29 protein-coding genes are annotated in these 25,542 nt (G+C 65.7%); 17 read left to right on the forward strand and 12 right to left on the reverse strand.

What is annotated here, in order from left to right; translation table 11 throughout:
• Positions 1–156 precede the first annotated feature (156 nt).
• The 4 genes from JSE7799_RS11470 to JSE7799_RS11485 all read right to left on the reverse strand — a co-directional run bounded on the left by JSE7799_RS11470 (position 157) and on the right by JSE7799_RS11485 (position 4,072).
• Positions 157–1,689 (reverse strand): alanine/glycine:cation symporter family protein, encoded by a 1,533-nt coding sequence (locus JSE7799_RS11470; protein WP_055663726.1) that lies wholly within the window; start codon positions 1,687–1,689, stop codon positions 157–159.
• 26 nt (positions 1,690–1,715) lie between these two features.
• Complete coding sequence (locus JSE7799_RS11475) at positions 1,716–2,153, reverse strand: universal stress protein (RefSeq protein WP_055663727.1); 438 nt, start codon at positions 2,151–2,153, stop codon at positions 1,716–1,718.
• A 100-nt stretch (positions 2,154–2,253) separates the two neighbouring features.
• Positions 2,254–3,153 carry a DMT family transporter gene (locus tag JSE7799_RS11480; RefSeq protein WP_055663765.1) on the reverse strand — a complete coding sequence of 300 codons (900 nt, stop codon included), beginning with the start codon at positions 3,151–3,153 and terminating at the stop codon, positions 2,254–2,256.
• 1 nt (position 3,154) lies between these two features.
• Positions 3,155–4,072, reverse strand: coding sequence for a LysR family transcriptional regulator (locus JSE7799_RS11485; RefSeq protein ID WP_055663728.1), 918 nt, complete (start codon positions 4,070–4,072; stop codon positions 3,155–3,157).
• 145 nt (positions 4,073–4,217) lie between these two features.
• Here JSE7799_RS11485 and JSE7799_RS11490 point away from each other — a divergent pair, with 145 nt between their 5' ends.
• The 16 genes from JSE7799_RS11490 (at position 4,218) to JSE7799_RS11560 (ending at position 16,920) form a co-directional block, all read left to right on the forward strand.
• Entirely contained in the window at positions 4,218–4,799 is a 582-nt protein-coding gene (locus tag JSE7799_RS11490) for an FMN-dependent NADH-azoreductase (RefSeq protein WP_055663766.1), read from the forward strand.
• 103 nt (positions 4,800–4,902) lie between these two features.
• Complete coding sequence (locus tag JSE7799_RS21065) at positions 4,903–5,064, forward strand: hypothetical protein (protein ID WP_186201923.1); 162 nt, start codon at positions 4,903–4,905, stop codon at positions 5,062–5,064.
• 240 nt (positions 5,065–5,304) lie between these two features.
• The gene (gene ffh / locus JSE7799_RS11495) at positions 5,305–6,798 is read left to right on the forward strand and encodes a signal recognition particle protein (protein ID WP_055663729.1); all 1,494 of its coding nucleotides are present in this window, start codon (positions 5,305–5,307) and stop codon (positions 6,796–6,798) included.
• Between the two features lie 450 nt (positions 6,799–7,248).
• Positions 7,249–7,848 carry a GNAT family N-acetyltransferase gene (locus JSE7799_RS11500; RefSeq protein WP_055663767.1) on the forward strand — a complete coding sequence of 200 codons (600 nt, stop codon included), beginning with the start codon at positions 7,249–7,251 and terminating at the stop codon, positions 7,846–7,848.
• Entirely contained in the window at positions 7,841–8,137 is a 297-nt protein-coding gene (locus JSE7799_RS11505; RefSeq protein ID WP_055663730.1) for a chorismate mutase, read from the forward strand. Before JSE7799_RS11500 ends, JSE7799_RS11505 begins: the two co-directional genes overlap by 8 nt.
• Before the next feature lie 25 nt (positions 8,138–8,162).
• Positions 8,163–8,561 (forward strand): 30S ribosomal protein S16, encoded by a 399-nt coding sequence (gene rpsP / locus JSE7799_RS11510; protein ID WP_186201924.1) that lies wholly within the window; start codon positions 8,163–8,165, stop codon positions 8,559–8,561.
• A gap of 156 nt (positions 8,562–8,717) precedes the next feature.
• Entirely contained in the window at positions 8,718–9,239 is a 522-nt protein-coding gene (gene rimM / locus JSE7799_RS11515) for a ribosome maturation factor RimM (protein ID WP_055663732.1), read from the forward strand.
• 155 nt (positions 9,240–9,394) lie between these two features.
• A complete protein-coding gene (locus tag JSE7799_RS11520; protein ID WP_083480511.1) occupies positions 9,395–9,556 on the forward strand; it encodes a DUF1328 domain-containing protein in 162 nt (53 codons plus the stop codon).
• Between the two features lie 39 nt (positions 9,557–9,595).
• Positions 9,596–10,369 carry a tRNA (guanosine(37)-N1)-methyltransferase TrmD gene (trmD, locus tag JSE7799_RS11525; protein WP_055663734.1) on the forward strand — a complete coding sequence of 258 codons (774 nt, stop codon included), beginning with the start codon at positions 9,596–9,598 and terminating at the stop codon, positions 10,367–10,369.
• 144 nt (positions 10,370–10,513) lie between these two features.
• The gene (rplS, locus tag JSE7799_RS11530; protein WP_055663735.1) at positions 10,514–10,900 is read left to right on the forward strand and encodes a 50S ribosomal protein L19; all 387 of its coding nucleotides are present in this window, start codon (positions 10,514–10,516) and stop codon (positions 10,898–10,900) included.
• Entirely contained in the window at positions 10,900–11,121 is a 222-nt protein-coding gene (rpmE, locus tag JSE7799_RS11535; protein ID WP_055663736.1) for a 50S ribosomal protein L31, read from the forward strand. The genes rplS and rpmE overlap by 1 nt, the downstream gene beginning before the upstream one ends.
• A gap of 174 nt (positions 11,122–11,295) precedes the next feature.
• Positions 11,296–12,105 carry a division plane positioning ATPase MipZ gene (locus JSE7799_RS11540; protein WP_055663737.1) on the forward strand — a complete coding sequence of 270 codons (810 nt, stop codon included), beginning with the start codon at positions 11,296–11,298 and terminating at the stop codon, positions 12,103–12,105.
• 206 nt (positions 12,106–12,311) lie between these two features.
• Positions 12,312–13,295, forward strand: coding sequence for a glycine betaine ABC transporter substrate-binding protein (locus JSE7799_RS11545; protein ID WP_055663738.1), 984 nt, complete (start codon positions 12,312–12,314; stop codon positions 13,293–13,295).
• A 402-nt stretch (positions 13,296–13,697) separates the two neighbouring features.
• Positions 13,698–14,678: an ABC transporter substrate-binding protein gene (locus tag JSE7799_RS11550; RefSeq protein WP_083480506.1), complete on the forward strand. Its 981-nt coding sequence runs from the start codon at positions 13,698–13,700 to the stop codon at positions 14,676–14,678.
• Between the two features lie 122 nt (positions 14,679–14,800).
• Positions 14,801–15,853, forward strand: coding sequence for an ABC transporter permease (locus JSE7799_RS11555; RefSeq protein WP_055663739.1), 1,053 nt, complete (start codon positions 14,801–14,803; stop codon positions 15,851–15,853).
• Positions 15,854–15,861: 8 nt separating this feature from the next.
• Positions 15,862–16,920 carry a quaternary amine ABC transporter ATP-binding protein gene (locus JSE7799_RS11560; RefSeq protein WP_055663740.1) on the forward strand — a complete coding sequence of 353 codons (1,059 nt, stop codon included), beginning with the start codon at positions 15,862–15,864 and terminating at the stop codon, positions 16,918–16,920.
• A gap of 55 nt (positions 16,921–16,975) precedes the next feature.
• Here JSE7799_RS11560 and JSE7799_RS11565 read toward each other — a convergent pair whose 3' ends face one another.
• The 4 genes from JSE7799_RS11565 to JSE7799_RS11580 form a co-directional block, all read right to left on the reverse strand.
• Positions 16,976–17,992: a cytochrome d ubiquinol oxidase subunit II gene (locus tag JSE7799_RS11565; protein WP_055663741.1), complete on the reverse strand. Its 1,017-nt coding sequence runs from the start codon at positions 17,990–17,992 to the stop codon at positions 16,976–16,978.
• A gap of 5 nt (positions 17,993–17,997) precedes the next feature.
• A complete protein-coding gene (locus JSE7799_RS11570) occupies positions 17,998–19,428 on the reverse strand; it encodes a cytochrome ubiquinol oxidase subunit I (RefSeq protein WP_055663769.1) in 1,431 nt (476 codons plus the stop codon).
• Positions 19,428–19,979, reverse strand: coding sequence for a GbsR/MarR family transcriptional regulator (locus JSE7799_RS11575; RefSeq protein ID WP_055663742.1), 552 nt, complete (start codon positions 19,977–19,979; stop codon positions 19,428–19,430). Before JSE7799_RS11575 ends, JSE7799_RS11570 begins: the two co-directional genes overlap by 1 nt.
• A gap of 96 nt (positions 19,980–20,075) precedes the next feature.
• Entirely contained in the window at positions 20,076–20,375 is a 300-nt protein-coding gene (locus tag JSE7799_RS11580; RefSeq protein ID WP_055663529.1) for a hypothetical protein, read from the reverse strand.
• Between the two features lie 81 nt (positions 20,376–20,456).
• Between JSE7799_RS11580 and JSE7799_RS11585 the strand changes: the two genes are divergently transcribed.
• The gene (locus JSE7799_RS11585; RefSeq protein WP_055663743.1) at positions 20,457–21,839 is read left to right on the forward strand and encodes an IS701 family transposase; all 1,383 of its coding nucleotides are present in this window, start codon (positions 20,457–20,459) and stop codon (positions 21,837–21,839) included.
• Between the two features lie 265 nt (positions 21,840–22,104).
• Here JSE7799_RS11585 and JSE7799_RS11590 read toward each other — a convergent pair whose 3' ends face one another.
• The 4 genes from JSE7799_RS11590 to JSE7799_RS11605 form a co-directional block, all read right to left on the reverse strand.
• Entirely contained in the window at positions 22,105–23,310 is a 1,206-nt protein-coding gene (locus JSE7799_RS11590; RefSeq protein ID WP_055663744.1) for a CaiB/BaiF CoA transferase family protein, read from the reverse strand.
• Between the two features lie 319 nt (positions 23,311–23,629).
• Positions 23,630–24,517: a lyso-ornithine lipid O-acyltransferase gene (olsA, locus tag JSE7799_RS11595; RefSeq protein ID WP_055663745.1), complete on the reverse strand. Its 888-nt coding sequence runs from the start codon at positions 24,515–24,517 to the stop codon at positions 23,630–23,632.
• Positions 24,514–25,245, reverse strand: coding sequence for a GNAT family N-acetyltransferase (locus tag JSE7799_RS11600; protein ID WP_055663746.1), 732 nt, complete (start codon positions 25,243–25,245; stop codon positions 24,514–24,516). The genes olsA and JSE7799_RS11600 overlap by 4 nt, the downstream gene beginning before the upstream one ends.
• Before the next feature lie 112 nt (positions 25,246–25,357).
• Positions 25,358–25,537 (reverse strand): DUF3553 domain-containing protein, encoded by a 180-nt coding sequence (locus JSE7799_RS11605; protein ID WP_055663747.1) that lies wholly within the window; start codon positions 25,535–25,537, stop codon positions 25,358–25,360.
• Between the last annotated feature and the right edge of the window lie 5 nt (positions 25,538–25,542).

The following is a 25,542-nucleotide window of genomic DNA, read 5'->3' on the forward strand; positions in this document are numbered from 1 at the left end:
GGACGCGGCATGTTTCGGGCCCGACGTCACATCCCGAGGGACGGCACCGTAAACGGCAGCCTCAAAATCGTCATCGCCGCGACTGACCGCTTCTTTTCGGTCTTCCGGCGGGGCGGCCATCGCGCGGGAGCCGGAAGCCCCCGCGCGACACGCAGCTTACACGAACTTGCGGATTTCGCCCGTGCTCAACCGCTTCTGGTAGCTCCGCAACTCCCGCTTCACGACCGGCATCAGGACGTAAAGCCCGATGATGTTCACCACCGCCATCGCGAAGATCGCCGCATCCGAGAAGTCGATCACCGGGCCGAGACCCGCCGCGGCACCGATCACGGTGAAGATGCAGAAGATCACCTTGAAGACGATCTCCTTCGTCTGCCCCTCGCCGAAGAGGTAGGTCCAGGCCTTCAGCCCGTAGTAGGACCACGAGATCATCGTCGAGAAGGCGAACAGGACCACGGCCACGACCAGAACGTACTGGAACCCGTCGAAGGCCGATGCGAACGCCGCCGAGGTCAGCGCCACGCCCGTATTGCCGCCCATCGTCATGATTCCCGTCCCCGCCTCGTCGAGGATGAACAGCCCCGTCGCCGGATCGATCATGAGCTGGCCCGTGATCGTGATGACGAGCGCGGTCATCGTGCAGACGACCACCGTGTCGATGAACGGCTCGAGAAGCGAGACGAAGCCTTCGGTGATCGGCTCGTTCGTGCGGACCGCCGAGTGGGCGATGGCCGCCGATCCCACGCCCGCCTCGTTGGAGAAGGCCGCGCGCCGGAACCCCTGGATCAGCGCCCCGACAAAGCCGCCCGCCACGCCGAGCCCCGTGAACGCGCCGGCGAAGATCATGCCGAAGGCCGCACCGACCTGATCGAAGTTGATCAGGATGATCAGCAGCGCCGCGCCGACATAGAGCACGCCCATCAAGGGCACGACCTTCTCGGTCACCCGCGCGATGGACTTGATGCCGCCCACGATCACGAGGAACACGATCGTCGCAAAGACCACGCCGGTGATCCAGCCCGGGTAGTCGCCCACGACGCCGGCGATCTGGGCATGGGCCTGGTTGGCCTGGAACATGTTCCCGCCGCCGAGCGCGCCGAGGATGCAGAAGATCGAGAACATCACCGCGAGAAATCCGCCGCCCGGCACGCCACGCTCCGCAAACCCCTTCTTGAGGTAGTACATCGGCCCGCCCGACACCTTGCCGTTGGGATATTCGTTGCGGTATTTCACACCGAGCGTGCATTCCGTGAACTTCGTCGCCATCCCGAGAAGACCCGCAAGGATCATCCAGAACGTGGCTCCCGGCCCGCCGATGCCCACCGCGACCGCCACGCCGGCGATGTTGCCGAGGCCCACGGTTCCCGAAAGCGCCGTCGCCAGCGCCTGGAAGTGGCTGACCTCGCCGGCATCGTTGGGGTCGGAATAATCCCCCTTCACCAGCGCGATCGCATGCCCGAAGGCGCGGAACTGGATGAAGGCGAAGTAGATCGTGAAGACGAGGGCCGCGACCACCAGCCAGCCGACGATCCACGGGAAGTTGGTTCCCGGGAAGGACGAGAAGATCAGGCTCACGAACCAGCCCGTGGACGCGGCGAAGATGGAGTTGATCTGATCGTCGAGGGTTTGCGCCATCGCCGGCTGCGCCAGAAGCGCGACCGCGGCGGCCATTGTCGTTGTCTTGTGCATCGAAGGTCTCCTTTCCGGAGCGGAAATCATGGAACGATCGTCACCGGCACCGGCGCCGCCTGCGCGAGCGCCCCCGCCACCGACCCGAAGAGCCGCGAGGCCAGCGACGAGTGGCCCGTCCGTCCGATGACGATCTGGCTGGCCTTGGTTTCGCTCGCGATGCGGGCGAGCATCTCGGCGATGTTGCCGAAGCGGGACACGGTCGTGATATCCCCGCCCCCCCGGCTCTCCAGTTCCATGATCAAGGGCCTGAGGATGGCGTGATCGGCGCGCTTGAGCTCCTCCTCGCGGCGCATGTGCCGTTCCTCCAGCTCCTGAGGCGACAGGAAGGTGTAGGGCGACCATTCGAGAACATGCGCCACGATCAGCCCCACCTCCCGGGCCAGTGCGGCGTCCTGTGCGAATTGCACGGCACGCCGTGCGCTTGGGCTGCCGTCGTATCCCACGACGATCTGTTCCGTCATCTTGCCATCCCTTCAAGATCGTTTCCCCCGGCCCGCGGCGCCTCTCCGCCTCGGGCCATTCCGCCAGCCTTGAGCAGAAAGACCCATTGAGCAAGGAATTTCAGCCCCGCGCTCCGGCGGCCGACACCTCCCGCAGCAGCATCACCAGCGCCAGAACCGTCAGCGCCACACCCACCAGGATCCCGGCGGCCGGAGCGGGTTGGCCCAGCGCGATCTGCCACAGCGCGACCCAGGCGGGCACGAGGTAGGTATAGGCCATCACCTTCGCCGCCGGCAGCCGGAGCGCCGCATATTGCAGCAGCGTGAAGGTTCCCGCCGTGGCGAAGATCGCCGTGTAGCCGATGGCGATCCAGACCGCGCGCGGAAGCGCCGTCCAGTCCGTCGCCGCGATGGCCGGCGCGCCGACCGCCATAAGCAGGCCCGTCGCCGCCACCAGCGTCCAGAAGGTGAAGATCAGCGCCCGCTCGCCGCGGTTGAGCCGCCGTACCAGCGGCGTATAGGCGGCATGCGCCACGCATCCGGCGAAGTAGACCGCCTCGCCGCGCCCCACGTCGAAGGCGCGCAAGGCCGCCGGATCCGCGTCGAAGATGACCCACAGCGCCCCCGCCGCCCCGATCGCCAGCGCCGCCGCGACCCATGGCCCCGTCACCTGCCGCAGGAGCAGCCATGCGAAGCCCGCCGTCAGGATCGGGGTCAGCGTGAACACCGCCGCCGCCGAGACCGGCGCGGCGGTCTTGAGCCCCTCGAACATCAGCACGAAGTAGATTGCGAAGACGCCGCCCAGCACCCCGTAGCGCCACGGCGCCGCAAGCGCCGCGCGCCCGCCCCCGCCCCGCACAAGAACCGCCGCCCCGATGATCGCGGTGGCCAGCGCGAACCGCACCGCGTTCAGGGCCACCGGCGCGATGGCATTCGCCGCCGCCGCGCCCAGGGGAAACGACCCGGCGACCAGTGCGGAGAATAGGAGCATCGCGAGGTGCCCCCGCGCCGCCGGTCCCATTTCAGGCCGCCGTGCCGGGCCCGTCATCGCCCTCCATCACCGGCCAGCGCGTCGCCCAGTCCTTCAGGAAGGAGAGGAAGGTCTGCACCTTCGCCGTGCGGTGCAGGTCCACATGCGTCACGAGCCAGAGCTGGCTGTTCCATTCCGGCCGCGGCGGGAAGACCTGGACGATGTCCTCGCGCTGCTGCTCGGACCACGTGGTCGAGAACCCGATGCCGAGCCCGGCCTCCATCGCCGGTCGCGCCGCGGTGATCTGGTTGACCTGGAACCCGATGTTGCGCGCGGGGATGTGCTTTTTCATCCAGGCGAAGAACGGCGCACGCGGCGTCTCCTCCGCCGAGCCGATGAAGACGTGATCGCCGACGTCGTCGAGGCTGTCGGGCAGGCCGTGGCGGTCGATATAGGCCTGCGAGGCGTAGAGCGCGAAGCCCTGCATGTAGAACTTCTGCACCACGTTGTCGGGCTGGTCCGGCGGGCTGCCGGCGCGGATCGCCACATGCGCCTCGCCATATTCGAGGCGGAACACACGCTCGTCGGTGAGGAACTTGATCGTAACCTCCGGATGCTCCTCCCGGAAGGCGGCCAGCACGGGCGAAAGCAGCGGCGCCAGCACGGCGAGCGACGTGATGATCAACTCGCCCGTCACCTCGTTGCCACGGCCCTTGATGCGGTTGGCGAGCTGGCCAAGTTGGTCGTCGGTCGATTGCGCGACCTTGAGCAGATCCTGCCCTGCTTCGGTCGGAGTGTAGCCGCGGGCATGCCGCTGGAACAGCTTGGTGCCCAGCTTCGCCTCCAGCGAGTCGACATGCCGGATCACCGTCGCGTGGTGCACCCCCAGCGCCTGTGCCGCGCCCGATACGGTGCCCAGACGGGCCACCTGATAGGCGGTGCGAACCTCGTCCCAATCGTTGAATGCCATCGGCCCCTCCTGTGCGTGCATACTCGCGCCGCCCGCGCGTCAAGACAAGATCCCCCGCATGGGCGCACAGCGATTGTTGGCCGCCCTCCAGTTGCGCGTCGCCCGAAAGTCGCCAATTAGCCCCGAGACTTGCAAACCCGAGGATATTTCCATGACCATCCTGCGCATCGACAGCTCGGCCAAGACCGAAGGCTCCACCACCAGCGCGCTTCTCGACCGGATCGAGGAGCAGGTCGGCCGCGCCGACATCCGCCGCGACATCGGCGGCACCGCCTTGCCGCATCTCAGCGGCACCTGGCTGGCCGCGAATTTCACCCCCGAGGATCAGCGCACGGACGAGGCGCGCGCCGCGCTCGCGCTGTCGGACACGCTGATCGACGAATTGCGGGCCGCCGATACGATCTTGATCGGCGTGCCGATCTACAACTTCTCGATCCCCTCCAGCCTCAAGTCCTGGATCGACCTCGTCTGCCGGGCGGGGGTGACCTTCCGCTATACCGAGGATGGGCCGATCGGCCTGCTCGAGGGCAAGCGCGCGATCTTGGCCGTGGCGTCCGGCGGCACGCCTGTCGGGTCCGACATCGACTGGGCGTCGGGCTACATGCGCCATATCATGGGCTTCATCGGCATCACCGATGTCACCGTCATCTCGGCCGACCAGCTGATGGCGCGCGGCGACGAGGCCGTGGCGCAGGCGGACGCGCAGATCGCGGCCATCGCCGCCTGAGCTGCCTTCGGGAGGCGGCACGACAAAGCCCCGCCGCCTCCTCATTTCCGCCATATCGGGTATCCTACCTGCTCCAGCAGACGAAAATATCCGGAGCGCGCACATGCAGACCTTCTCTCAGAAGCGCGAGTGGCACTCGCTCAATCGAATGGCGGCCCTTTCGGGGATCGTGCTCATCGGCATCGTCGTCTTCGATCTCGTGGGCTACAAGTATTACGGCGGCTTCGACGAATTCGGCGTCACGACCGCGACGGCGGCCGATTGAAAGCGGGCGCTGCCACCCGGAACCGGACCATGACCGGCATACCGTCGCGGCCCCCACCGACGCTTTGCCTTGACGCGGGCTTCCGGATCGCGTAGCCGCCCCACCGATCCGGAAGCATCGGCCTTCCGGTCCCCGAATACGGGGATCGCCCTCCGCCAGCGCGTTGCGCCCGCGGGGGCGTTTGCGCATTACGCCGGGCGATCCCATCTGGGGGGCTGTCCAATCCGAGGAGGATCGCCCATGTTCGAGAGCCTGTCAGACCGCCTGAGCGGCGTCTTCGACCGCCTGACCAAGCAGGGTGCGCTTACCGAGGACGATGTCCGCACCGCCATGCGCGAAGTCCGCGTGGCCCTTTTGGAGGCTGACGTCTCGCTTCCGGTGGCGCGCGATTTCGTCAAGCGGGTGACCGCAAAGGCGACCGGCGCCGCGGTGACGAAGTCGATCACCCCGGGCCAGCAGGTCGTCAAGATCGTCCATGACGAACTCAAGCAGATCCTCGCCGGCGAGGAGGGCATCCCCCCGCTCAAGATCGACAACCCGCCCGCGCCGATCCTGATGGTCGGCCTGCAGGGCGGCGGCAAGACGACCACGACCGGCAAGATCGCCAAGCGCCTCAAGGACCGCGAGGGCAAGCGCGTCCTGATGGCGTCGCTCGACGTGAACCGCCCCGCGGCGATGGAGCAGCTGGCAATTCTCGGCGGCCAGATCGGCGTCGACACCCTGCCCATCGTTCCGGGCCAGTCCCCCGTCGACATCGCCAAGCGCGCCAAGCAGCAGGCGTCGCTGGGCGGCTACGACGTCTACATGCTCGACACGGCCGGACGGCTGCAGATCGACCAGGTCCTGATGGACGAGGTCGCGCAGGTTCATGCCGCCGTGCAGCCGCGCGAGACGCTTCTGGTGGTGGACGGCCTGACCGGTCAGGTCGCCGTCGAGGTGGCCGAGGAATTCGACGCCAAGGTCGGCGTCACCGGCGTCGTCCTGACGCGCATGGACGGCGACGGCCGCGGCGGTGCGGCCCTGTCGATGCGCGCCGTCACCGGCAAGCCGATCCGCTTCGTCGGCACGGGCGAGAAGCCCGACGCGCTTGAAACCTTCGATCCCGACCGCATCGCCGGCCGCATTCTCGGCATGGGCGACATCGTGGCCTTGGTCGAGAAGGCGCAGGAGACCGCCGATCTCGAGGCCCAGGAACGCATGATGAAGCGGTTCCAGAAGGGGCTGTTCAACATGAACGACCTCAAGGGCCAGCTCGTCCAGATGCAGAAGATGGGCGGCATGGAGGGCGTGATTGGCATGATGCCCGGCATGGGCAAGATGGCCAAGCAGATGGACAAGGCGGGCTTCGACGACCGCGTTCTCGTCCGCCAGATCGCCCTCGTGGATTCCATGACCAAGAAGGAGCGCGCCAATCCCGCGATCCTCCAGGCCAGCCGCAAGAAGCGCATCGCACGGGGCGCCGGGCTTGAAGTGTCCGAACTCAACCAGCTTCTCAAGATGCACCGTCAGATGGCGGACATGATGAAGAAGATGGGCAAGGGCGGCATGCTCAAGAAAGCCATGGCCATGATGGGCGGCAAGGGCGGCATGCCCGATCCCAGCCAGATGGATCCCGCCCAGCTGGAGGCCGCGGCCAAGCAGATGGGTTCGATGAAGGGGATGCCCGGCGGCATGCCCGGTCTCGGCGGCGGTGGCCTGACCCCTGGCCTGTCGGGTTTCGGGAAGAAGAAGTGATCATCGGCGCCGTGCAAAATACGGGCGGGCTCAAGACCCGCGCCCGCTCCGATCTGCCTCAGGTCCCGGACCTGAGCGGATTCCGTCATGACGGTGATCGGCCGCATGAGGGGCCGAACGGCGTCGCTTGTTGCCGCGTGTCGCTTACCAGCCTCACCTCCGCAGGGACCCGTCCTGAGCGGATGGACGAGGATTGTGGCGGCACACACGAGCCCGCAGCGCGCTTGGGACGCACACGGGTCGACACACGCGGTTTCATGCGCCTGTCGAGGAATGGGCGCACATCGCTAGGGCAGACATACCCGCTGACCGATCCTGATCGGCCAAGTGTTGAACTGTTCCGGCACATTATCGGCGGGACCCATGGGCAAAACCGCACGATCGCGCCGTCGCAAGCCACGGACAGACGGCAAGGTGCGCAGATCGGGGAGCATCCCTGACATGGGCGCGATGTCCGACATTCCCGTCCTCACCACGGACCGTCTGGTCCTGCGCGCCCCCGAGCCGCAGGATTACCCGGATTTCAAGGCGACCTTCTCGTCCTACCGCTCGCGCTTCATGGGCGGGCCGCTCAACGCCTACGAGGCGTGGATGCTCTATGCAGCCGAGATCGGGCATTGGGACATCCGGGGCTTCGGTATGTGGATGATCCACGCCAGGGACGACGACCGCACGCTCGGCATGGCCGGCGGCTGGCAGCCCGCGGGCTGGCCCGAGCGGGAGATCGCCTGGATCATCTGGCCCAAGGCCGCCGGTCAGGGCTATGCGCTCGAGGCGACGGATGCCGCCCGGCGGTTCTTCTACCGCCAGCACGGCTGGGACGGCGCGGTCAGCTACGTCGATCCCAAGCATCTCGATTCGATCCGGCTGTGCGAACGCCTCGGCGCGCGCCGAGACCCGGATGCGGCCAGCGTCGATGGCAACGACGTGGTCTATCGCCATCCCGCGCCCGCGGATCTGCGCGACACCCGCCTCGCTTGGGCCATCGCCCGCGAGATCGCGCATTACGCCGACCCGAAGCTAAAACCGGAAGGAGCGCCCGTTGACTGACGCAGCCTCTCGCGCGGCGGAACTCCTGGCCGGGCACCGCGCCTCGATCGACCGTCTCGATGCGATCCTCGTCTATACCCTGGCCGAGCGGTTCACCCGCACGCAGGCCGTGGGACAACTCAAGGCCGAACACGACCTTCCGCCCTCCGATCCGGAGCGGGAGGCCATCCAGATCGCGCGCCTCGAAGGGCTCGCGCAGGAGGCCGGGCTCGACCCGGCCTTCGCCAAGAAATTCCTCGCCTTCATTATCGAGGAAGTCATCCGTCACCATCGGACCCATCAAGCGTAACGAACGAAAATCACGGAGAGATACCATGGCTATGAAAATCCGGCTCGCCCGCGGCGGCTCCAAGAAGCGCCCGCATTATTCCATCGTCGCCGCCGACAGCCGCATGGCCCGCGACGGCCGCTTCATCGAGAAGGTGGGCACCTATAGTCCGCTGCTTCCCAAGGATTCGGAAGATCGCGTGAAGCTGGACATGGAGCGCGTGCAGCACTGGCTGAACCAAGGCGCGCAGCCCACCGATCGCGTCGCCCGTTTCCTCGAGGCGGCGGACGTCCTGCCCAAGCGTGAGCGCGCGAATCTCAAGAAGGCCGAGCCCGGCAAGAAGGCGCAGGAACGCGTGAAGCAGCGTGCCGACAAGGCCGCCGCCGCCAAGGCCGCCGAGGAAGAGGCCAAGGCCGCTCCGGCCGAAGCGAACGCGTCGGAGTAATCCCCGCATCCGGGGCGGCGCACCGGTCGCCCCGGGCATCATCCGCGCACCTTTTGAGGTCGCGCTGGGCCTATCCGCCTGTCGGGGACGCCCACTCCCCCAACCCTGATCTCAATTGCGGCGCGTAAGGCGTCTTTCGAACCCGGAGCCCGAGACATGAAGGATCACGTCTGCCTCGGCGCCGTCATGGGGTCCTACGGGGTTCGCGGCGAGGCGCGGGTCAAAAGCTTCTGCGCCGAGCCGTCCGCGCTTGGCGATTACGGGCCGCTTCTCGACGATACCGGCCGTACGCTCAGCCTGACCGTGTTGCGCCCGATCAAGGGCGGCTATGCCGTCCGCCTGTCAGGCGTTAGCAACAAGGAGGCCGCCGACGCTCTGCGCGGACAGCGGCTCTGGGCACCCCGCGCCGCCCTACCTGCCCTGCCCGACGACGAATTCTACCACTCCGACCTGATCGGCCTTTCCTGCGTCGATACGGGCGGCGCCGAGCTGGGCCGCGTGCATGCGGTTCTCGACCACGGCGCGGGAGATTTGCTGGAGTTGCGATCGAAGGGCGGCTCGCCCGTCCTCGTGCCGTTCACGCAGGCCATCGTGCCGACGGTCGACCTCGCCGCGCGCCGCATCGTCATTGATCCGCCGCCGGGCCTTCTGGACGATGACGAGACGGCAGCCGACTAGCTTCACGCGCGCCCTGCGCCGCGACCGCCTCGATCCCCGGCGTAAGATGGCGGTCCGAGCGGGAAAAGACCCGCGCGATACATGGTGTGGGCGGGGACAAGGAACCGCCTCCTCACGAGAACGTTATGCCGGCGAAACCGCCAACGGAGATCATCATGATCGAATGGATTCTCATACTTCTCGTCATCGCGGCAATCGCCGCCTTCTTCGGCATGGGCCGCGTATCGGGGGCCGCATTGACCGGGGCGAAGATTCTCATCGTCATCGCACTGGTGCTGTTCCTTCTCGTGCTATTCGGCATAATCGCCATCGCCTGACGCTTTTCCCGCCCCGCCTGGCACGCTAGGCGGGGCGACATGTCCGACACATCCAGATCCCACGGCACGAAATCCGTACGCCTTTCGCTGCGCCCGCGCGACCTCATGGCAGAGGCCGCACGGCCGGGATCCTGGGATGCGCGCGTCGTGACGCTGTTTCCCGATGCATTTCCCGGCATTCTCGGCCTCAGCCTCACGGGCAAAGCGCTCGAACAGGGCCTCTGGTCCCTGACCACGACCGACCTCCGCCGATTCGGTCTCACCCGCCACCGCAATGTCGACGCACCGCCCGCCGGCGGCGGTCCGGGCCTCGTGCTGCGTGCGGACGTGGTCGGCCCGGCGTTGGAGGCCGCGCGTGGCCCCGGCCCGTCGATCTACCTCTCCCCGCGCGGGCGTCCCTTCGATCAGGCGATGGCGCGTGAGTTTGCGGCCGGTCCGGGCGTGACCCTGCTTTGCGGCCGGTTCGAGGGCGTGGATCAACGGGTTCTCGACCATCACGACATACGCGAAGTGTCGCTCGGCGATTTCGTCCTGACCGGGGGCGAGATCGCGGCCCAGGCGCTTCTGGATGCGTGCGTGCGGCTCCTGCCGGGGGTTCTGGGCAATGCCGCCTCCACCGAGGAGGAAAGCCATTCCAACGGCCTTCTCGAACATCCGCAGTATACGAAGCCCGCCGAATGGGAGGGCCGCCGCATTCCCGATGTCCTGACCTCGGGCGATCACGGCCGTGTCGCGACGTGGCGGCGCGAACAGGCGGAGGCGATCACGCGCCAGCGGCGCCCCGACCTCTGGGCCAGGTACGAAGGCGACTGATCCCCGGCGCGCACGCCCCTTGCCATGTGGCGCGCCCTCCGCTAACGGGGCGCATCCCGGCGACGGGCGACAAAGAAAAGCCGTGCCGCAAAGGCACAGGACATCATCCGCGGGAAAACCGTGCGTAAGCCATAGGAGGGTCCGATGGACCTTATCGCTCAGCTCGAGGCGGAACAGGTTTCCGCGCTCGCCAAGAACATTCCCGACTTCAAGGCAGGCGATACCCTGCGGGTCGGCTTCAAGGTGACCGAAGGCACGCGCACCCGCGTGCAGAACTACGAAGGCGTCTGCATCAGCCGCAAGAATGGCGCGGGCATCGCCGGTTCGTTCACCGTCCGCAAGATCAGCTTCGGCGAGGGCGTCGAGCGCGTCTTCCCGCTGCATTCGACGAATATCGACACGATCGAGGTGATCCGCCGCGGCCGTGTGCGCCGCTCCAAGCTCTACTACCTGCGCGCCCGTCGCGGGAAGTCGGCGCGCATCGCCGAGCAGACTAATTACCGCGCCCCGAAGGCCCAGGAGAACGCGTGATGAAAAAGGATATCCACCCGAACTACCACATGGTCGACGTCAAGCTCGTCGACGGCACCGTGGTCCAGATGCGCTCCACCTGGGGATCGGAAGGCCAGCAGATCTCGCTCGACATCGATCCTTCGGTTCACCCGGCCTGGACCGGCGGATCGAGCCGTCTGATGGATACCGGCGGCCGCGTGTCGAAGTTCAAGAACAAGTATGCGGGCCTCGGCTTCTGATACCACCCGCACCGCATGACGACCGGCGCCGCCCCCCCTCGGGGGCGGCGTTTTTCGTTGCGGCGCCGCGCGGGAAACCACACATAGGCGCGAGAATTTCGCCTCCACCGATGCGACCCGATGGGAAAGCCGGGACGGAGACCGTAAGACGGCACCCAGCGGAGGGACGGCACCATGGCGCACATCATCGTATTCGGGAACGAGAAGGGCGGCTCGGGCAAGTCGACCTCCTGCATGCATACCGCGACCGCGCTGGTGCGATCGGGAGCGAGCGTGGGGGCGCTCGATCTCGACCTGCGGCAAAAGACCTTCACGCGCTACCTCGAGAACCGGGACGATTACGGCAAGCGGCACGGCGTGACGCTGCCCACGCCCCAGATGCAGGGCCTGCCGAAGGTCGACCGCGCCAATCTGGCCGAGGGCGAGAACCCGTTCGACAAGTCCCTCGGCCTCGCCGTCAAGGCGCTGGAGGCTCAGTGCGACTACATCATCATCGACTGCCCCGGCAGCCACACACGCCTGAGCCAGGTGGCGCATTCCCTCGCCGACACGCTGGTCACGCCGCTCAATGACAGCTTCGTCGATTTCGACCTTCTGGCGAAGATCGACCCCGATACCGGCCAGATCCTCGGCCCCTCGGTCTATTCCGAGATGGTCTGGCACGCCCGGCAATTGCGCGCGAAGGCGGGGCTCAAGCCGATCGACTGGCTGGTGCTGCGCAACCGGCTCGGCACGCAGGAGATGCACAACAAGCGCCGCATGGGTCAGGCGCTCGAGGATCTCGCCAAGCGGATCGGCTTCCGCGTGGCGCCGGGCTTCTCGGAGCGGGTGATCTTCCGGGAGCTGTTTCCGCGCGGCATGACGCTTCTGGACCTGCGCGATATCGGGGTGGCGAACCTCAACCTGTCGAACGTCGCCGCCCGCCAAGAGGTGCGCGACATGATTCGCGCTCTCGATCTCAAGGGCGTCGAAGCGGCATTCTGACGCGGCTTGGCATTTTCCGGCTTTACCGGCGCTCCGGGCGCAATCACCAGTGCATCATGGCGACCGGCGGCGCCGACTGGCCGCACATGTATTCCGGTCCAACTGCTTTGAATTCGCGCGAGTCGTCAGTTGGCACTCCGTAAACCGCCATCTTCGTCGGCCTTTGGTCGACGGTGCGACAATTCCCCTTGAGGAGACATAAGCCCGTGAAGAAGCTTTTGGCGACCGCAGCATTCGCCGTCACCGCCGCGACGGGGTTGGTCGCTCCCGCGATGGCGCAGGAGCCCGCCGCATGCGGCGACATCACGATCACCGAGATGGACTGGGCCTCGGCCGCCATCGTGACGAATGTCGCCAAGTTCCTCATGGAACAGGGATATGGCTGCTCCGTGACAGCGATTCCGTCCGCGACGACGCCGGCGATGGTTTCGGTCGCGGAAACCGGAAAGCCGGATATCGTCACCGAAGTCTGGACGAACGGAAATCCCGGCTACGATGAGCTTTCCGCGGCAGGCAAGGTCGTGACGCTGGCCGACGTGCTGTCGGATGGCGGCGTGCAGGGCTTCTACGTGCCGACCTTCCTCGTCGAGGAACACCCCCAGTTGGCGACGATCGAAGGTATTCTCGACAATCCGGACCTGGTCGAAAATCGGCTTCACAGTTGTCCGGTAGGCTGGGCCTGCCAAGACACGGCGACCGCCTATGCCCGCGCGGCTGGCTTTGAGGAAGCCGACATCGAAATCTTCCAGCACGGCTCGGGTGAGACGCTCGCGGGTTCAATGGCATCGGCCGTCGAAAGCCGTGAGCCATGGTTCGGATATTACTGGGAACCGACCAGCATCATGGGCAAGTACGACATGACGAAAGTCGATCTCGGCCCGTTCGATCAAGCCATCTTCGAATGCAATTCGGATCCCGATTGTGAAGAGGTCGGCATGACGTCCTATCCTGTCGTACCGGTCAAGACGGTTGTGACGACGACGTTCGCCGAGGATCACCCCGTTCTTACAGGGCTTCTCGACAACGTGCGCTTCACCAACGCCCAGATGAGCGAAGTCTTGGCTTGGCAGGAAGAGAACAGCGCCTCAGTCGAGGAGGCCGCAGTCTACTTCCTGAGCAACTACTCCGACGCTTGGCAGAGCTGGATCAGCGATGAGGCCCGTGCAAAGCTTGCTGGTCTTCTGCAATAAGCTTCGATCCCGAAGCTGGACCCTTTGGCCCCGCTTCTGCCGAACAAGGTGCGGCACGGGAGGCGCGTTCGGGAACGGGGCGGGCTCCTTCGCGAAGGACGGGCGGCGCGCATCACCTCCGCAGCGGGCGGGCATTGCGCAATCAGGCCGCCCGCCAGGAGGTGCAACAAGATCCGCACCCTCGACCCCAAAGGCGTTGAAGCGGCGTTCTGACACAGGTGACGCGGGGCAGAATGTCCCCTGCGTCATAAAGTCGGTTGACCTTGGCCCTCCTGCTTGCAACCTTCAGAACCTGCTCGCGCCCTACAAAAGCGGGATTGCAGCAAGAATCGCCTCGCACAGGGCGGGACCGGATTCCGTTCGGGAACCTGGCAAAAGATGTATTCCGGAGACTTGTACCACATGAAGAATTTCTTGATCACCACGGCCTTCGCCGCCGCATCCGCGACCGCGATGTTTACCGGTGCCGCACAGGCACAGGAAGAGTGCGGTCAGGTCACGATCACCGAAATGAACTGGGCCTCCGCGGCCGTCGTCACCGGCGTCGCCTCCTTCCTGATGGAGCAGGGCTATGGCTGCAACGTCATCAAGGTGCCGTCCTCGACCACGCCGGCGCTCGCCTCCGTATCCGAGACCGGGACGCCCGAGATCGTCACCGAACTCTGGATCAACGGCACCCCCGCCTATGAGCGGCTGTCGGAGGCCGGCACGATCACCACGCTGACCGACGTGCTGCTTCCGGGCGGCGTCGAGGGCTGGTGGATCCCGACCTACCTCGCCGAGGAGCATCCCGAGCTTCTGACCATCGAAGGTCTGCTCGCCAACCCGGAGCTTCTGGACAACCGCTTCCATCAATGCCCCGAAGGCTGGGGCTGCAAGAACACCAATGCCGGCATCATCGAGGCCCTGGAGCTCGAGGAAGCTGGCTACGAGATCTTCCAGCACGGCTCCGGCGAGACGATGGCGACTTCGATCGCCGCCGCCGTCCAGAACAAGGAGCCGTGGCTCGGCTATTACTGGGGCCCGACATCGGTTCTCGGCAAGTACGACATGAGCAAGGTCGATCTGGGCGAGTACAACGAGGAAGCCCATATGTGTAACGCCGATCCCGATTGCGAGGACGTCGGCATGTCCTCCTACCCGGTCGGCCCGGTCAAGACGGTCGTGACCACCGACTTCGAGGAAAACCACCCGGCCCTGACCGAACTGTTGACCAACCTGACCTTCACGAACGACCAGATGAACGAGGTTCTGGCCTGGCAGGAGGACAACAACGCCTCCGCCGAAGAGACCGCGGTCTACTTCCTGACGAACTATTCGGATGTCTGGCAGGACTGGGTGAACGACGCGGCGCGCGAGAAGCTCTCGATATTCATCCAGTAAATTTCGACGACGGCGCGGGCCCTGCGGGGCCCGCTTCGCATTCCGGGAGCCGGCACGAACGACCGGCGCATCCCGCAAAAACGAACGAACCCGTACGACGAAAAAGACGGATCTGGGACATAATGGCCACTTATGATGGATTGTTCGAGGCGCTCGGCCTCGGGGACTGGTGCGGGGGCGGCGCGACGGGCGGCCCTATGACGATGGCGGAGCTTCTGGCCCGGGCGCAGGGCGGCGGGACGCCGGATGGCGCCGCCGAGCCGGCCGTACCGCTGCTGGAGACGCCCTTCCCCTCGCTCGATGCCCTCAACCAGGCCTGCGGCGCCATCCCGCGTTCGCGCGACATGACCCGCGGGGTCGAACAGGGCTTCCTCGCCATCAAGGATCCGCTCAAGGTCGTGCTCGACCCGATCACGCAGCCGCTGTCGTGGATGCTCGACCTCTCGCTGGAGGCGTTTCAGGCCATTCCGTGGTTCATCATGATCCCGCTGCTGATCGCCATCGCCTGGTTCTCGACCAAGAAGGCCGGCGTGACGCTGCTGGTGGCGTTCTCGTTCCTGTTCATGGCGTTCATCAATTACTACGACGACGCGATCCAGACGCTGTCGATCATCTTCGTCTGCACGATCATCGCGGTGCTTCTGGGCGTACCGGTGGGGATCGCGATGTCGCGCTCGAACGCGCTGCAACGCTCGGTGATCCCCGTTCTGGACATGCTCCAGACGCTGCCGACCTTCGTCTATCTCGTGCCGCTGATCTTCCTGTTCTCGGTCACCGAATCCAAGCTCTACGGGATCGCGATCATCCTCTACGCCATCGTGCCGGTGATCCGCCTGACGGATCTGGGCATCCGGCTCGTGGACAAGGACGTGATCGAAGCGGCCGACGCCTTCGGCATGTCCTCCCGCCAGAAATTGTGGGGTGTGCAAATCCCGCTGGCGCTGCCCAACATCATGGCCGGCGTGAACCAGACCATCATGATGAGCCTCGCGATGGTCGTGATCGCCTCGCTGGTCTCGGCGCCGGGGCTGGGCGTGAAGGTCCTGGCGGGGATCCGGAACCTTGAACTGGGCGTGGGCCTCGTCGCGGGCTTCTGCATCGTCCTCCTCGCGGTCCTACTCGACCGCTCCACCAAGGCCGCGCTTGGCCGCATCGACGCGAGTGACCGGGGATGAGAGACGACATGAACGAAGGCGAGGTGAAGATCTCGATCCGCAACCTTTACAAGATTTTCGGCAACGACCCGAAGGCGGCGCTGCAACACGTGCGCGACGGCGTCGCCAAGCCCGAGCTTCTGGATCAGTACGGCCACGTGCTCGGCCTGCAGGACATCAATGTCGACATCCGCGCGGGTCAGATCACCGTCATCATGGGCCTGTCCGGATCGGGCAAGTCCACGCTGATCCGGCATCTCAACCGGCTGATCGATCCGACGGCGGGCGAGGTCATCGTCAACGGCGAGGACGTGCTGGCTTATGGCGAGCGGCGGCTGGCAGAGTTGCGGCAGAACACCATGTCGATGGTGTTCCAGAAGTTCGCCCTCCTGCCGCACAAGACCGTCCTGCAAAATGCGGGCATGGCGCGGCGCGTGAAGGGCGAGGCGGGATCCGCGATCGACGAGGATGCGCGCAAATGGCTCGGGCGCGTTGGCCTCGACGGCTACGAGGGACACTACCCTGCGCAGCTTTCGGGTGGCATGCAGCAGCGGGTCGGCATCGCCCGGGCGCTGGCCTCGGATTCCGAGATCATGCTCATGGACGAGGCGTTCTCGGCGCTCGACCCGCTGATCCGCACCGACATGCAGGACCTGCTCCTCGAGCTTCAGCGCGAGTTGCACAAGACGATCGTCTTCATCACCCACGATCTCGACGAGGCGCTGAAACTGGCCGACCATCTCGTCATCCTCAAGGACGGCGCCGTGGTTCAGCAGGGCGAGCCGCAGGATATCCTGCTGCATCCGAACGATCCCTACATCATCGACTTCATCTCCGACATCAATCGCGCCCGCGTCCTGCGCGTGCGCTCGGTCATGGAGACGACGACGCGCGAGGGCAGCGGGCTGGCCGGGGAGGTGGATGCGCACCAGAACCTGGAATCCGTCATCGCCATCTCGGAAGGCGACACGAACCTGCATTACCGGGTGATGGAAGACGGCAAGCAGGTCGGGCTTCTGCACATGCGCGATCTGGTCAAGGCGCTGGTCCCGGTCGAGGCGGCCGATCCCGCGCGGCGCGTGGCCTGACCCGCACCGCCACGCATCGCAAAGGGCGGGCCATCGCGGTCCGCCCTTTTCCGTGTCAGTCGTAGCGCAGACCCTGCGCCTTGCCCCGGAACACCCAATAGGCCAGCGCCGTATAGCCGAGGATCGACGGCACCACGAAGCAGGCGCCGACAAGGATGATGATCAGGCTCTCCGGCGCGCTCGCCGCCTCCCAGATGGTCAGCCGCTCGGGCACGACGTAGGGATAGAAGCTGTATCCCAGCCCCAGGAAGGCCAGCACGAAGAGCCCCAGCGCCGCGGTGAACGGCGCCCAGGCCCACCGGTCCCCCTGCGCCGGCAGATGCGCCAGCGACCGCCACAAGAGCGCCAGCAAGGCCAGCGACAGGATCGGCAGGGGCGACAGCCAGATGAAGGTCGGGAACTCGAACCACCGCTCCCAGATGCGCGGAGAGACGAGCGGCGTGGCCAGCGAGATCGCCCCGATCCCCACGACGAGGCCCCAGATGCATTCCTTTGCCCACGCCACCGCCCGGCGCTGCAGGTCGGTCTCGCCCTTGAGGATCAGCCAGGTCGCGCCGATGAACGCGTAGCCCATCGTCAGCGACAGCGCGCAGACCACCGCGAAGAGGAGCGTCACCGCGTTCATCTCCAGCCCCATCACGTAAAGGCCCAGCATGAAGCCCTGCGAGAACGTCGCCATCAGGGAGCCCGCGAAGAACAGCCTGTCCCAAAGCCGCTTGTATCGCGCCCGCGCCTTGACCCGGAACTCGAACGAGACCCCCCGCAGGATCAGCCCGAGCAACAGGAAGAACACCGGCAGATAGAGCGTCGACAGGATCATCCCGTGCGCCGTCGGAAAGGCCACCAGAAGCAGGCCGATCGCGAGGACGAGCCATGTCTCGTTGGCATCCCAGAACGGGCCGATCGAGGCGACCATCATGTCCCGCTCCGCCTCGCTGCGCGCCAGCGGGGTCAGGATGCCGACCCCCAGATCGTAGCCGTCGAGGATGACGTAGAGCAGGATCGACACGCCCATCAGGCTGGCAAAGACGAAGGGCAGCCAGATGTCGGGCTGGTATCCGAGAAGGTCCATAGGGGTCACTCCGCAGGTTGCAGGCCGCGATCCTCGCGGGCGATGGCATCGACCATCGCCGCACCCGAGGCCGGGGTCAGGGAGGTGAGCGGCGCGTCATGGCGCGCCTTGACGGCGAGGTAGACGATCACGCTGACATAGGCGAAGAGCAGCGCCGCGTAGAGCGCGAGGTAGCCCAGGAGCGTCGACAGGACCATCGGCGCGGGCACGTCCGCCACCGCCGACGACACGTCGAGCACGCCCTGCACGAGCCATGGCTGGCGCCCGATCTCGGTCGTGTACCACCCCGCCAGCGTCGCCACCCAGCCCGAAAAGGCCATCGGCACGAGCGCGAAGAGAAGCGGCCGCGGAAGCCGGTCGATATGGAACCGCCGCCCATCCGGCGCCCGCCGCATCATCAGCACGACCGAAGCCCAAGACACCAAGAGCATCGCCATGCCCGTGCCGACCATGATGCGGAACGACCAGAACACCTTGTCCACCGGCGGATGCAGGACCGTCCCGTCCTCGGCCACGAATTCGTCGAGCGCCGGGATCGCGCCATCGGCATGGTGGGTCAGGATGAGGGACGCGAGGCTCGGGATCGCGATCTCGAACCGGTTCTCGCGCGCGTTCTCATCGGGCAGGGCGAAGAGGACGAGCGGCGTGTGCCCGTTCGTATCCGACCAGTTCGCTTCCATCGCCGCGACCTTCTGAGGCTGATGCTCCAGCGTGTTGAGGCCGTGCACGTCGCCGGCGAAGATCTGAAGCGGGATCAGAAGCGCGGCAAAGCCCAGACCCGCCCGCATCGAGGCGCGCACGCTCTCCTTGCGGTCGCCGCGAAGCCAGCGGAACGCGCTGACGCCCGCGATGAGGAACGCCACGGTCAAACCGCTCGCCAGCAGCATGTGCCCGAGGCGGTAGGGCATCGACGGGTTGAAGACGATCGCCCACCAATCCGTCGCATGCGCCGCGCCGTCGATCATCTCGAAGCCCTGCGGCGTGTGCATCCACGAGTTCAGCACGATGATCCAGAAGGTCGACAGCGTCGTCCCGAAGGCCACGAGGAAGGTCGCCAGCGTGTGCAACCAGCCCGGAACGCGGCTGAAACCGAAGAGCATGATCCCGATGAACACCGCCTCGAGGAAGAACGCCGTCATCACCTCGTAGGCCAGAAGCGGGCCGGCGATATTGCCCACGGTCTCCATGAAGCCCGGCCAGTTGGTGCCGAACTGGAACGACATGGTGATGCCCGAGACGACGCCCATGGCGAAGCTCAGCGCGAAGACCTTCACCCAGAAGCGGTAGGCCTCCATCCACTTGAAATCGCCCGTCCACTGGAACCGCAGCTTGAAGAACAGAAGGAACCAGCCCAGCGCGATGGTGATCGTCGGGAACAGGATGTGGAACGAGATGTTGGCCGCGAACTGGATGCGGCTGAGGATCAGGGTGTCCATCATTGCGTCTTCCTCCGGAACGGGTTCAGGCGCGGCGTCCGGTCGAGCAGACCGCCGAGTTTGCGCCCCATCGTCATCAACTGGACGAGGCGCTCGGTCTCCAGCCGGCTCATCTCGTCGTGGAACTGGGTCATCATCTCGATCATCTCGCGCAACTCGGCGATCCGCGCCTCGGCATAGGGATCGTCCTGTGGGCCCGACATCTCCAACTCGCGCAGCTTGGTCAGGGTCGGATCGATCTCGCGCTTGCGCCGCTCTGCGACGAGGGTGCGGACGATCTCCCAAAGGTCGTCGGGCGTGGTGAAGTAGTCCCGCCGGTCACCCGGCACATGGCGCAGCCGCACGAGGTTCCAGGACTGAAGCTCCTTGAGACCCATCGACGTGTTCGACCGGCTGATGCCCAGCGCGCCGGTGATCTGCTCGGCGTTGAGCGGCGTCTCGTTGAGAAACAGCAGGGCGTAGATCTGGCCGACGGTGCGGTTGATCCCCCACCGGCTGCCCATCTCGCCGAAGTGGAGAACGAACTCTTGCTGAAGGGGGGAGAGCGTCATTTTCGTCCGTTTCAGAAATTTCTGAAACGGATGTAAGGAGCGGTCACTTCGGGGTAAAGGGGTGCGACACCTGAGCTCGACTTTGTACGTTTTCACTCACGTCCAGGTCCAGAAAACGGCCTCGTTCGCTATGAACTCGAGCGCGTCGTCGAGAGGCATGACGACGCCACCCATGTCATCGATATCCTCCCATTTGCGCCGGTGTGACCAGTATCCGAGCCGGACCTCGTCTCCGTTGCCGGTCGGCTTCAGGCGGGCAATCGGCGCCTCCGTCTCCAGCAGGTAGAGATGGCAAGAGCCCTTGTTCTTGTAGGAGCCGACACCACCACCATTGGCGTCGTCGAAAGCTTCGATGCGGGCGACCATTTCATCGTACAGCATGCGCAGATCATACATGAGCACACCTCAAGATGCGTCATTCACTTTGCCGCGGGCCCCTGACTTGCATGGTGATCGGCGAGGGATTCGAAGCATGGGATGCAGCAACATTCCACCTCCCCGCCGCCGACAGGCGTTCCGGTTCCCCAGATCCTGCGCGATTGGCTGCAGGAGCTGCGAATGTGCTTTACAGCTCCCAGCTGGGAACACGTGCTTGTTCTGGTCATGGGTGCAGTGCTGGCACCGGGCAAGCGCACCGTCAGCGCCTGCCTGCGGATGACCGGGCGTGCCGAGGCGCAGAATTTCTCAAGCTGTCATCAGCTCCTCAACCGTGCCCGGTGGAACACCCACGCCATGGCGCGGCACCTGCTGAGCATGGTCGTCAACCGCCTCGTGCCGGAGGGCCCGGTAGTCATCGGGATGGACGACACCATTGAACGCCGGTGGGGGCGCAGGATCACAGCACGCGGCATCTATCGCGATCCCGTCCGCTCCAGCCACGGCCATTTCGTCAAGGCCAGCGGACTGCGCTGGTTGAGCTTCATGGTGCTGACGCCGGTCCCGTGGGCGGGTGCCGTAAAGGCCCTGCCGGTCTTCACCCTGCTCGCCCCGTCACAACGCTCCAACCTTCACCGGGGACGCAGACACAAGCTGCTGACCGACTGGGCCCGCCAAGGGGCGCTCCAGCTCTGCCGCTGGTTGCCCGACCGCGACATCGTCTTCGTCGGCGACAGCAGTTTCGCCGTCCACGAACTGGCCCACGCTATCACAGGCCGGGCAACGCTGATCAGCCGGCTCCGGCTCGATGCCAATCTCTTCGCGCCCCCTCCCGAGCGCAATGCGCGCTCCGTCGGCCGTCCGGCACAGAAGGGCCCGCCGTTGCCCAAGTTGAAGACCTTGCTTTCAGATCCCGCTACGCCATGGCACAGAATGACCGTCTCCTCATGGTATGGCCGCAAGCAAGGGAAAACGCTCGAGATCGCCTCGGACACCGCACTCTGGTATCGCCCCGGCACGCCGCCCAAACCAATCCGCTGGGTGCTTGTCAGAGACCCTGAAGGCAAGCGGGCCCCGCAGGCCTTCTTCAGCACCGACACCGCCCGCGAGCCAGCCGACATCATCGCACTCTTCGTCCGCCGTTGGCAGGTCGAGGTCACCTTTGCAGAAACCCGCGCGCATCTCGGCGTCGAAACCCAAAGGCAGTGGTCCGACAAGGCAATCGCGCGAACAACACCTGCCTTGCTCGGTCTCTACAGCCTCATCTCGCTGTGGGCCTGCGATCTGCTGAGCACGACCAGCACGCCCTATGCCGCAGCATGGTATCGCAAGACCAATCTCACCTTCACCGACGCCACCGGTTCGGTGCGTCTGGCCCTCTGGGCAGGAGAGGTTTTCCAACACCCTCCGCCGGACCGGGAACCGCAAGAAATCCCGCCCGACCGCCTCGTGCGCATGGCCGAAGCACTTTGCTTCGCCGCATAATGTATAAAGTCGAGCTTAGATCAAATAGCCTGAACGGCCTCTTCAGCTTCCGCTGACGTCACCTTGTTTCAGTGAAGCGCCTCAAGGCCTCGCTCGACATTAATCCACCCTCCGATCCGCCGCTTGGTTCTGCGGGATAAGTCCGCGCGCTAGCAGCGGCCGCTCAGTCCGAAGCTCGGGCCCCGCCGCCGCTGTCATTTTAGCGTTCAAACGCCTGTTTATACGTAATTTCGCATCAAAAAATGGCTTCGGAGGTGACCCAGCCCTACGTGCCTTCGAACGGGTCGTCGCGATCCAGCCGCGCCGTATCCGCTCCGAAGCGTGGCGGCGGATGGCGGTAAGTCACGGGCGTCGAACTGAACTTCAGAGGATTACCGATCAGCGGCAGGGTTAGACCGTCGGCATTCATGTCGAGCGCCATCTCCCGCGCCCGCACCTGCTCGCTCGCGAAGACCTGCGGAAGCGTCTGCACCGGGCCAACCGGTACGCGCGCCGCCTCGAGATCCGCGATCACCTCGGCCATGGTCCGCGCCCGGAGAGCGGGCTCGAGGAACCCGGCCAAGTCCTCACGATGGACCAGACGGGCCGGGTTGGTCGCAAAACGCCGGTCGTCCGGCAAATCACCCAAGCCAAGAACGGCGCAGAACCTACGGAACTGACTGTCATTTCCCACCGCAACGATCACGTGTCCGTCCGCCGTCTCATAGACGCCGTAGGGCACGATGTTCGGGTGCCCATTGCCACGCCGGGCCGGCACCTCGCCGGTCAGGCGCGTGTTGACGCCTTCGTTGATCATCCAGGCGATCTGAGAGTCGACCAGCGCGACTTCGACCCATTGTCCCTCACCCGTCCGCTCGGCATGGCGCAATGCGGCGAGTAACCCCACGCAAGCATACATTCCGCACATGACATCGGCGATCCCCACGCCGACCTTCATCGGCTGGCCCTCGGGTTCGCCGGTAAGGGACATGATCCCGCCCCAGCCCTGCGCCATCAGGTCGTAGCCCGGCTTTTCCCGGTTGGGACCGGTCTGACCATATCCCGAGATCGAGCCATAAACGAGGCGCGGGTTCAGCGATTTGATGCTGTCGTAATCCAAGCCATAGCGTGCGAGGCCGCCGGGCTTGAAATTCTCGATCACAACGTCCGCCATCTCCGCAAGGCGCCGCACCTCCGACTGCCCCTCGGGCGTGGAAATATCGATGGCCACCGACAGCTTGTTGCGGTTGGCGGACATGAAATATCCTGACAGGCCCGTGTCTTCCGCCCCGTCCTTCACGTAAGGAGGCCCCCATTGGCGCGTGTCGTCGCCCGCCGTGGCCGGGTTCTCCACCTTCAGGACCGTCGCGCCGAGATCTCCCAGAAGCTGCGTGCAGGTCGGTCCGGCGAGAATACGGCTGAGATCGAGAACCCGCACCCCGTCCAGCGGCCCGGCCGCGGCGCCACTCGGCCCGCCAAGTTTGTCCGTCATGATTTCTCCTGTCACTTTCGCGCACGATAAAGACGAAAGCGTCGGTCGCCAATGCACCGCCGTGAGGGTGCAGATCGACATGCTTCGTGACCGCGCTTTTGGCTCCACCAGACTTAGACGTGAAGGCGGCAGAGGATCCCACGGCACCTACACCGCACCATCGAATGCACTACGAGATCCGTCACAGGCCGCAAATCCCTCCGAATGCGTAGTCGTCATACTCTCGATCCTATGCTCAATAGAAGAAGTCCCGCAGCGAGCCTCCGGTACCTTCGGCTCGTCCTTCATGTCTCGCCTGTAGCCAAGACAACCGAAGCCTTCACGAATGCGGGCCGGCGGAGCCCTCCTGAAGCGCCGACTCCAGAGATGCGCCGATCTCCGGCGGCCTGCGCCCATCCCCGGTAAACGCGCTGCGCACCGCGGTCTCGGCGGCACGGGCCAAGGCCTTGCGATCGGCGAAGTCCGCCACACGAAGCGGCGGATGATAGACGACCTCAACCCACCCGTGACGCCTGGCGGCAAGCATACGCAGCAGATGCTCGCCGAAATCCTGATTTCCCCACCAGCCGTAGAAATCCGGACGCTCGCCCTCGGGGGAATGGTAGTTCACCGTGACCGGCTGAAGCTGCAGCGTATCGCGCAGGGCGGGGCTCAGGAACGCCTGAAACAGGGTCGTCTTGAACGGCAGCACGCGCAGCCCGTCGGTCGAGGTCCCTTCCGGGAAGAAGAGCAACCTGTGCCCGACGCCAAGCCGGTCCTCGAATATCGCCTGCTGACGGCGGGCCTCGCGCGCATCGCGGCGGATGAAGACGGTTCCGGTCGCGCGGGCCAGAAGGCCGATGCCGGGCCATTCCGCCACCTCATCCTTGGCGACGAAGTAGATCCGCTTGCGCGCGTTGAGGACATAGATGTCGAGCCAGGACGTGTGATTGGCAACGACCGCCCCCCTGCCCGCCATGACCGTCCCGCGAACCTTCAGCCGCAGGCCGAGGATCCGCAATGCCGCCCGGCAGACCGCCTGCGCGAGATAGGGCGTCCACGGCCGGTGGAGGCCGTGAACCGGTCGCTCGATCAGGCGCGTCACGGCAAGGAGCGCGAGCCCCCCGAACGTCACGCATGCGATCGCGGCGCCCCGCCCAATGGCGCGCATCCACCCTGCACCGCCGAGGCCGCGCCGCGGCGGCGATACCGCGCCGTTCCATGTCATCCGACCACCCGATTCTGCGTGTCCTGAAGGCCGGACAAGCGGGCCAGCGCCGGCAGACGCACGCGCTCCATGTCGAGCACCATGCAGATGTCGGTCGTATTGAAGTCGCGGTCCTGGAATGCCCCGTCCCCGATCCGCGCGCCCGCCCGCAGATAGGTCTTGATGAGCGCCGGGACGCCGCGCATCGCCGAACGCGGCGCGAACCCCGCGACCTCCACCGCATCCACCCCCCGTGCAACGGGGCGGATCCGTTCAGGAGCCAGCGCCTCGATCCGCAGCCGGCAAAGAGCAGCCGCATGGCGGGCGGCATCCGCGCCCGGAAAGGATGCGGTGCCCACCAAGATCTGGATCCGGCGCGACCGCGCGAGATCCAGCGCGCCCCGGAACAGGTACAGACCCGCCGCACCGCCACGATAAGCCTTATGGATACAGGCGCGCCCGATCTCGGCGAGCGGCCAGCCCGTCGCGCGCAAGGCGCTCAGATCGAATTCACGGTCGGTATAGCGCGCGCCGGCGCCGAGACGCATCGTCCCCACGACGCCCCGCTCCGGATGGGCGAGGTCGCGCAGGATCAGGTGGTCGCGGTCGCCATCGAAGGCATCTCCCTCAAGCCCGTCGGGACGGGGCGTCGCGCCCATTTCACCGACGAATACAGCATGACGCAGGGCGCGGGCCGCGCGAATATCGCCGGGGTCGCGGGTGACGGTCAGGGAGAGGCGCGGCGGCATGGCTCCGAAGGGTTACGTCAGGCCGGCGCCCCCATGCAAGCCGGGCTCCGCTTCCAATTGCGTCAATATTCCGTTAACCATTTCGCGTCACATCTGCGCTGCCATCCGCGGCTCATTCGAATACCGGGAGGAGCGCGATGCGTTCGCCGTCGATCACCTGCTTTCCCGCATTCTCGAAGTTGACGGTCACGCGCCCGTCGATCACCGACTGGACCTGTCCAAGGCCCCAATCCGGCACATCCGGGTGGCGCACGAGCATTCCGGGCTCAAGAAACGAAGTGAGATCATGCATGACGG

This window comes from Jannaschia seosinensis (genome assembly GCF_001408515.1).
Taxonomy (GTDB): Bacteria; Pseudomonadota; Alphaproteobacteria; order Rhodobacterales; family Rhodobacteraceae; genus Jannaschia; species Jannaschia seosinensis.

What these genes read in the sequence shown, in the direction of transcription:
- JSE7799_RS11470 (WP_055663726.1), bottom strand. Translation starts at nt 1,689, where the DNA reads ATGCACAAGACAACGACAATGGCCGCCGCGGTCGCGCTTCTGGCGCAG.
- JSE7799_RS11560 (WP_055663740.1), top strand. Translation starts at nt 15,862, where the DNA reads ATGAACGAAGGCGAGGTGAAGATCTCGATCCGCAACCTTTACAAGATT.
- trmD (WP_055663734.1), top strand. Translation starts at nt 9,596, where the DNA reads ATGTCCGACACATCCAGATCCCACGGCACGAAATCCGTACGCCTTTCG.
- JSE7799_RS11590 (WP_055663744.1), bottom strand. Translation starts at nt 23,310, where the DNA reads ATGACGGACAAACTTGGCGGGCCGAGTGGCGCCGCGGCCGGGCCGCTG.
- rimM (WP_055663732.1), top strand. Translation starts at nt 8,718, where the DNA reads ATGAAGGATCACGTCTGCCTCGGCGCCGTCATGGGGTCCTACGGGGTT.
- rpsP (WP_186201924.1), top strand. Translation starts at nt 8,163, where the DNA reads ATGGCTATGAAAATCCGGCTCGCCCGCGGCGGCTCCAAGAAGCGCCCG.
- JSE7799_RS11575 (WP_055663742.1), bottom strand. Translation starts at nt 19,979, where the DNA reads ATGACGCTCTCCCCCCTTCAGCAAGAGTTCGTTCTCCACTTCGGCGAG.
- JSE7799_RS11475 (WP_055663727.1), bottom strand. Translation starts at nt 2,153, where the DNA reads ATGACGGAACAGATCGTCGTGGGATACGACGGCAGCCCAAGCGCACGG.
- JSE7799_RS11520 (WP_083480511.1), top strand. Translation starts at nt 9,395, where the DNA reads ATGATCGAATGGATTCTCATACTTCTCGTCATCGCGGCAATCGCCGCC.
- olsA (WP_055663745.1), bottom strand. Translation starts at nt 24,517, where the DNA reads ATGACATGGAACGGCGCGGTATCGCCGCCGCGGCGCGGCCTCGGCGGT.
- JSE7799_RS11485 (WP_055663728.1), bottom strand. Translation starts at nt 4,072, where the DNA reads ATGGCATTCAACGATTGGGACGAGGTTCGCACCGCCTATCAGGTGGCC.
- JSE7799_RS11600 (WP_055663746.1), bottom strand. Translation starts at nt 25,245, where the DNA reads ATGCCGCCGCGCCTCTCCCTGACCGTCACCCGCGACCCCGGCGATATT.
- rpmE (WP_055663736.1), top strand. Translation starts at nt 10,900, where the DNA reads ATGAAAAAGGATATCCACCCGAACTACCACATGGTCGACGTCAAGCTC.
- JSE7799_RS11480 (WP_055663765.1), bottom strand. Translation starts at nt 3,153, where the DNA reads ATGGGACCGGCGGCGCGGGGGCACCTCGCGATGCTCCTATTCTCCGCA.
- JSE7799_RS11585 (WP_055663743.1), top strand. Translation starts at nt 20,457, where the DNA reads ATGCAGCAACATTCCACCTCCCCGCCGCCGACAGGCGTTCCGGTTCCC.
- JSE7799_RS11565 (WP_055663741.1), bottom strand. Translation starts at nt 17,992, where the DNA reads ATGGACCTTCTCGGATACCAGCCCGACATCTGGCTGCCCTTCGTCTTT.
- JSE7799_RS11580 (WP_055663529.1), bottom strand. Translation starts at nt 20,375, where the DNA reads ATGTATGATCTGCGCATGCTGTACGATGAAATGGTCGCCCGCATCGAA.
- JSE7799_RS11500 (WP_055663767.1), top strand. Translation starts at nt 7,249, where the DNA reads ATGTCCGACATTCCCGTCCTCACCACGGACCGTCTGGTCCTGCGCGCC.
- JSE7799_RS11555 (WP_055663739.1), top strand. Translation starts at nt 14,801, where the DNA reads ATGGCCACTTATGATGGATTGTTCGAGGCGCTCGGCCTCGGGGACTGG.
- JSE7799_RS11540 (WP_055663737.1), top strand. Translation starts at nt 11,296, where the DNA reads ATGGCGCACATCATCGTATTCGGGAACGAGAAGGGCGGCTCGGGCAAG.
- JSE7799_RS21065 (WP_186201923.1), top strand. Translation starts at nt 4,903, where the DNA reads ATGCAGACCTTCTCTCAGAAGCGCGAGTGGCACTCGCTCAATCGAATG.
- JSE7799_RS11570 (WP_055663769.1), bottom strand. Translation starts at nt 19,428, where the DNA reads ATGGACACCCTGATCCTCAGCCGCATCCAGTTCGCGGCCAACATCTCG.
- JSE7799_RS11550 (WP_083480506.1), top strand. Translation starts at nt 13,698, where the DNA reads ATGAAGAATTTCTTGATCACCACGGCCTTCGCCGCCGCATCCGCGACC.
- ffh (WP_055663729.1), top strand. Translation starts at nt 5,305, where the DNA reads ATGTTCGAGAGCCTGTCAGACCGCCTGAGCGGCGTCTTCGACCGCCTG.
- JSE7799_RS11605 (WP_055663747.1), bottom strand. Translation starts at nt 25,537, where the DNA reads ATGCATGATCTCACTTCGTTTCTTGAGCCCGGAATGCTCGTGCGCCAC.
- rplS (WP_055663735.1), top strand. Translation starts at nt 10,514, where the DNA reads ATGGACCTTATCGCTCAGCTCGAGGCGGAACAGGTTTCCGCGCTCGCC.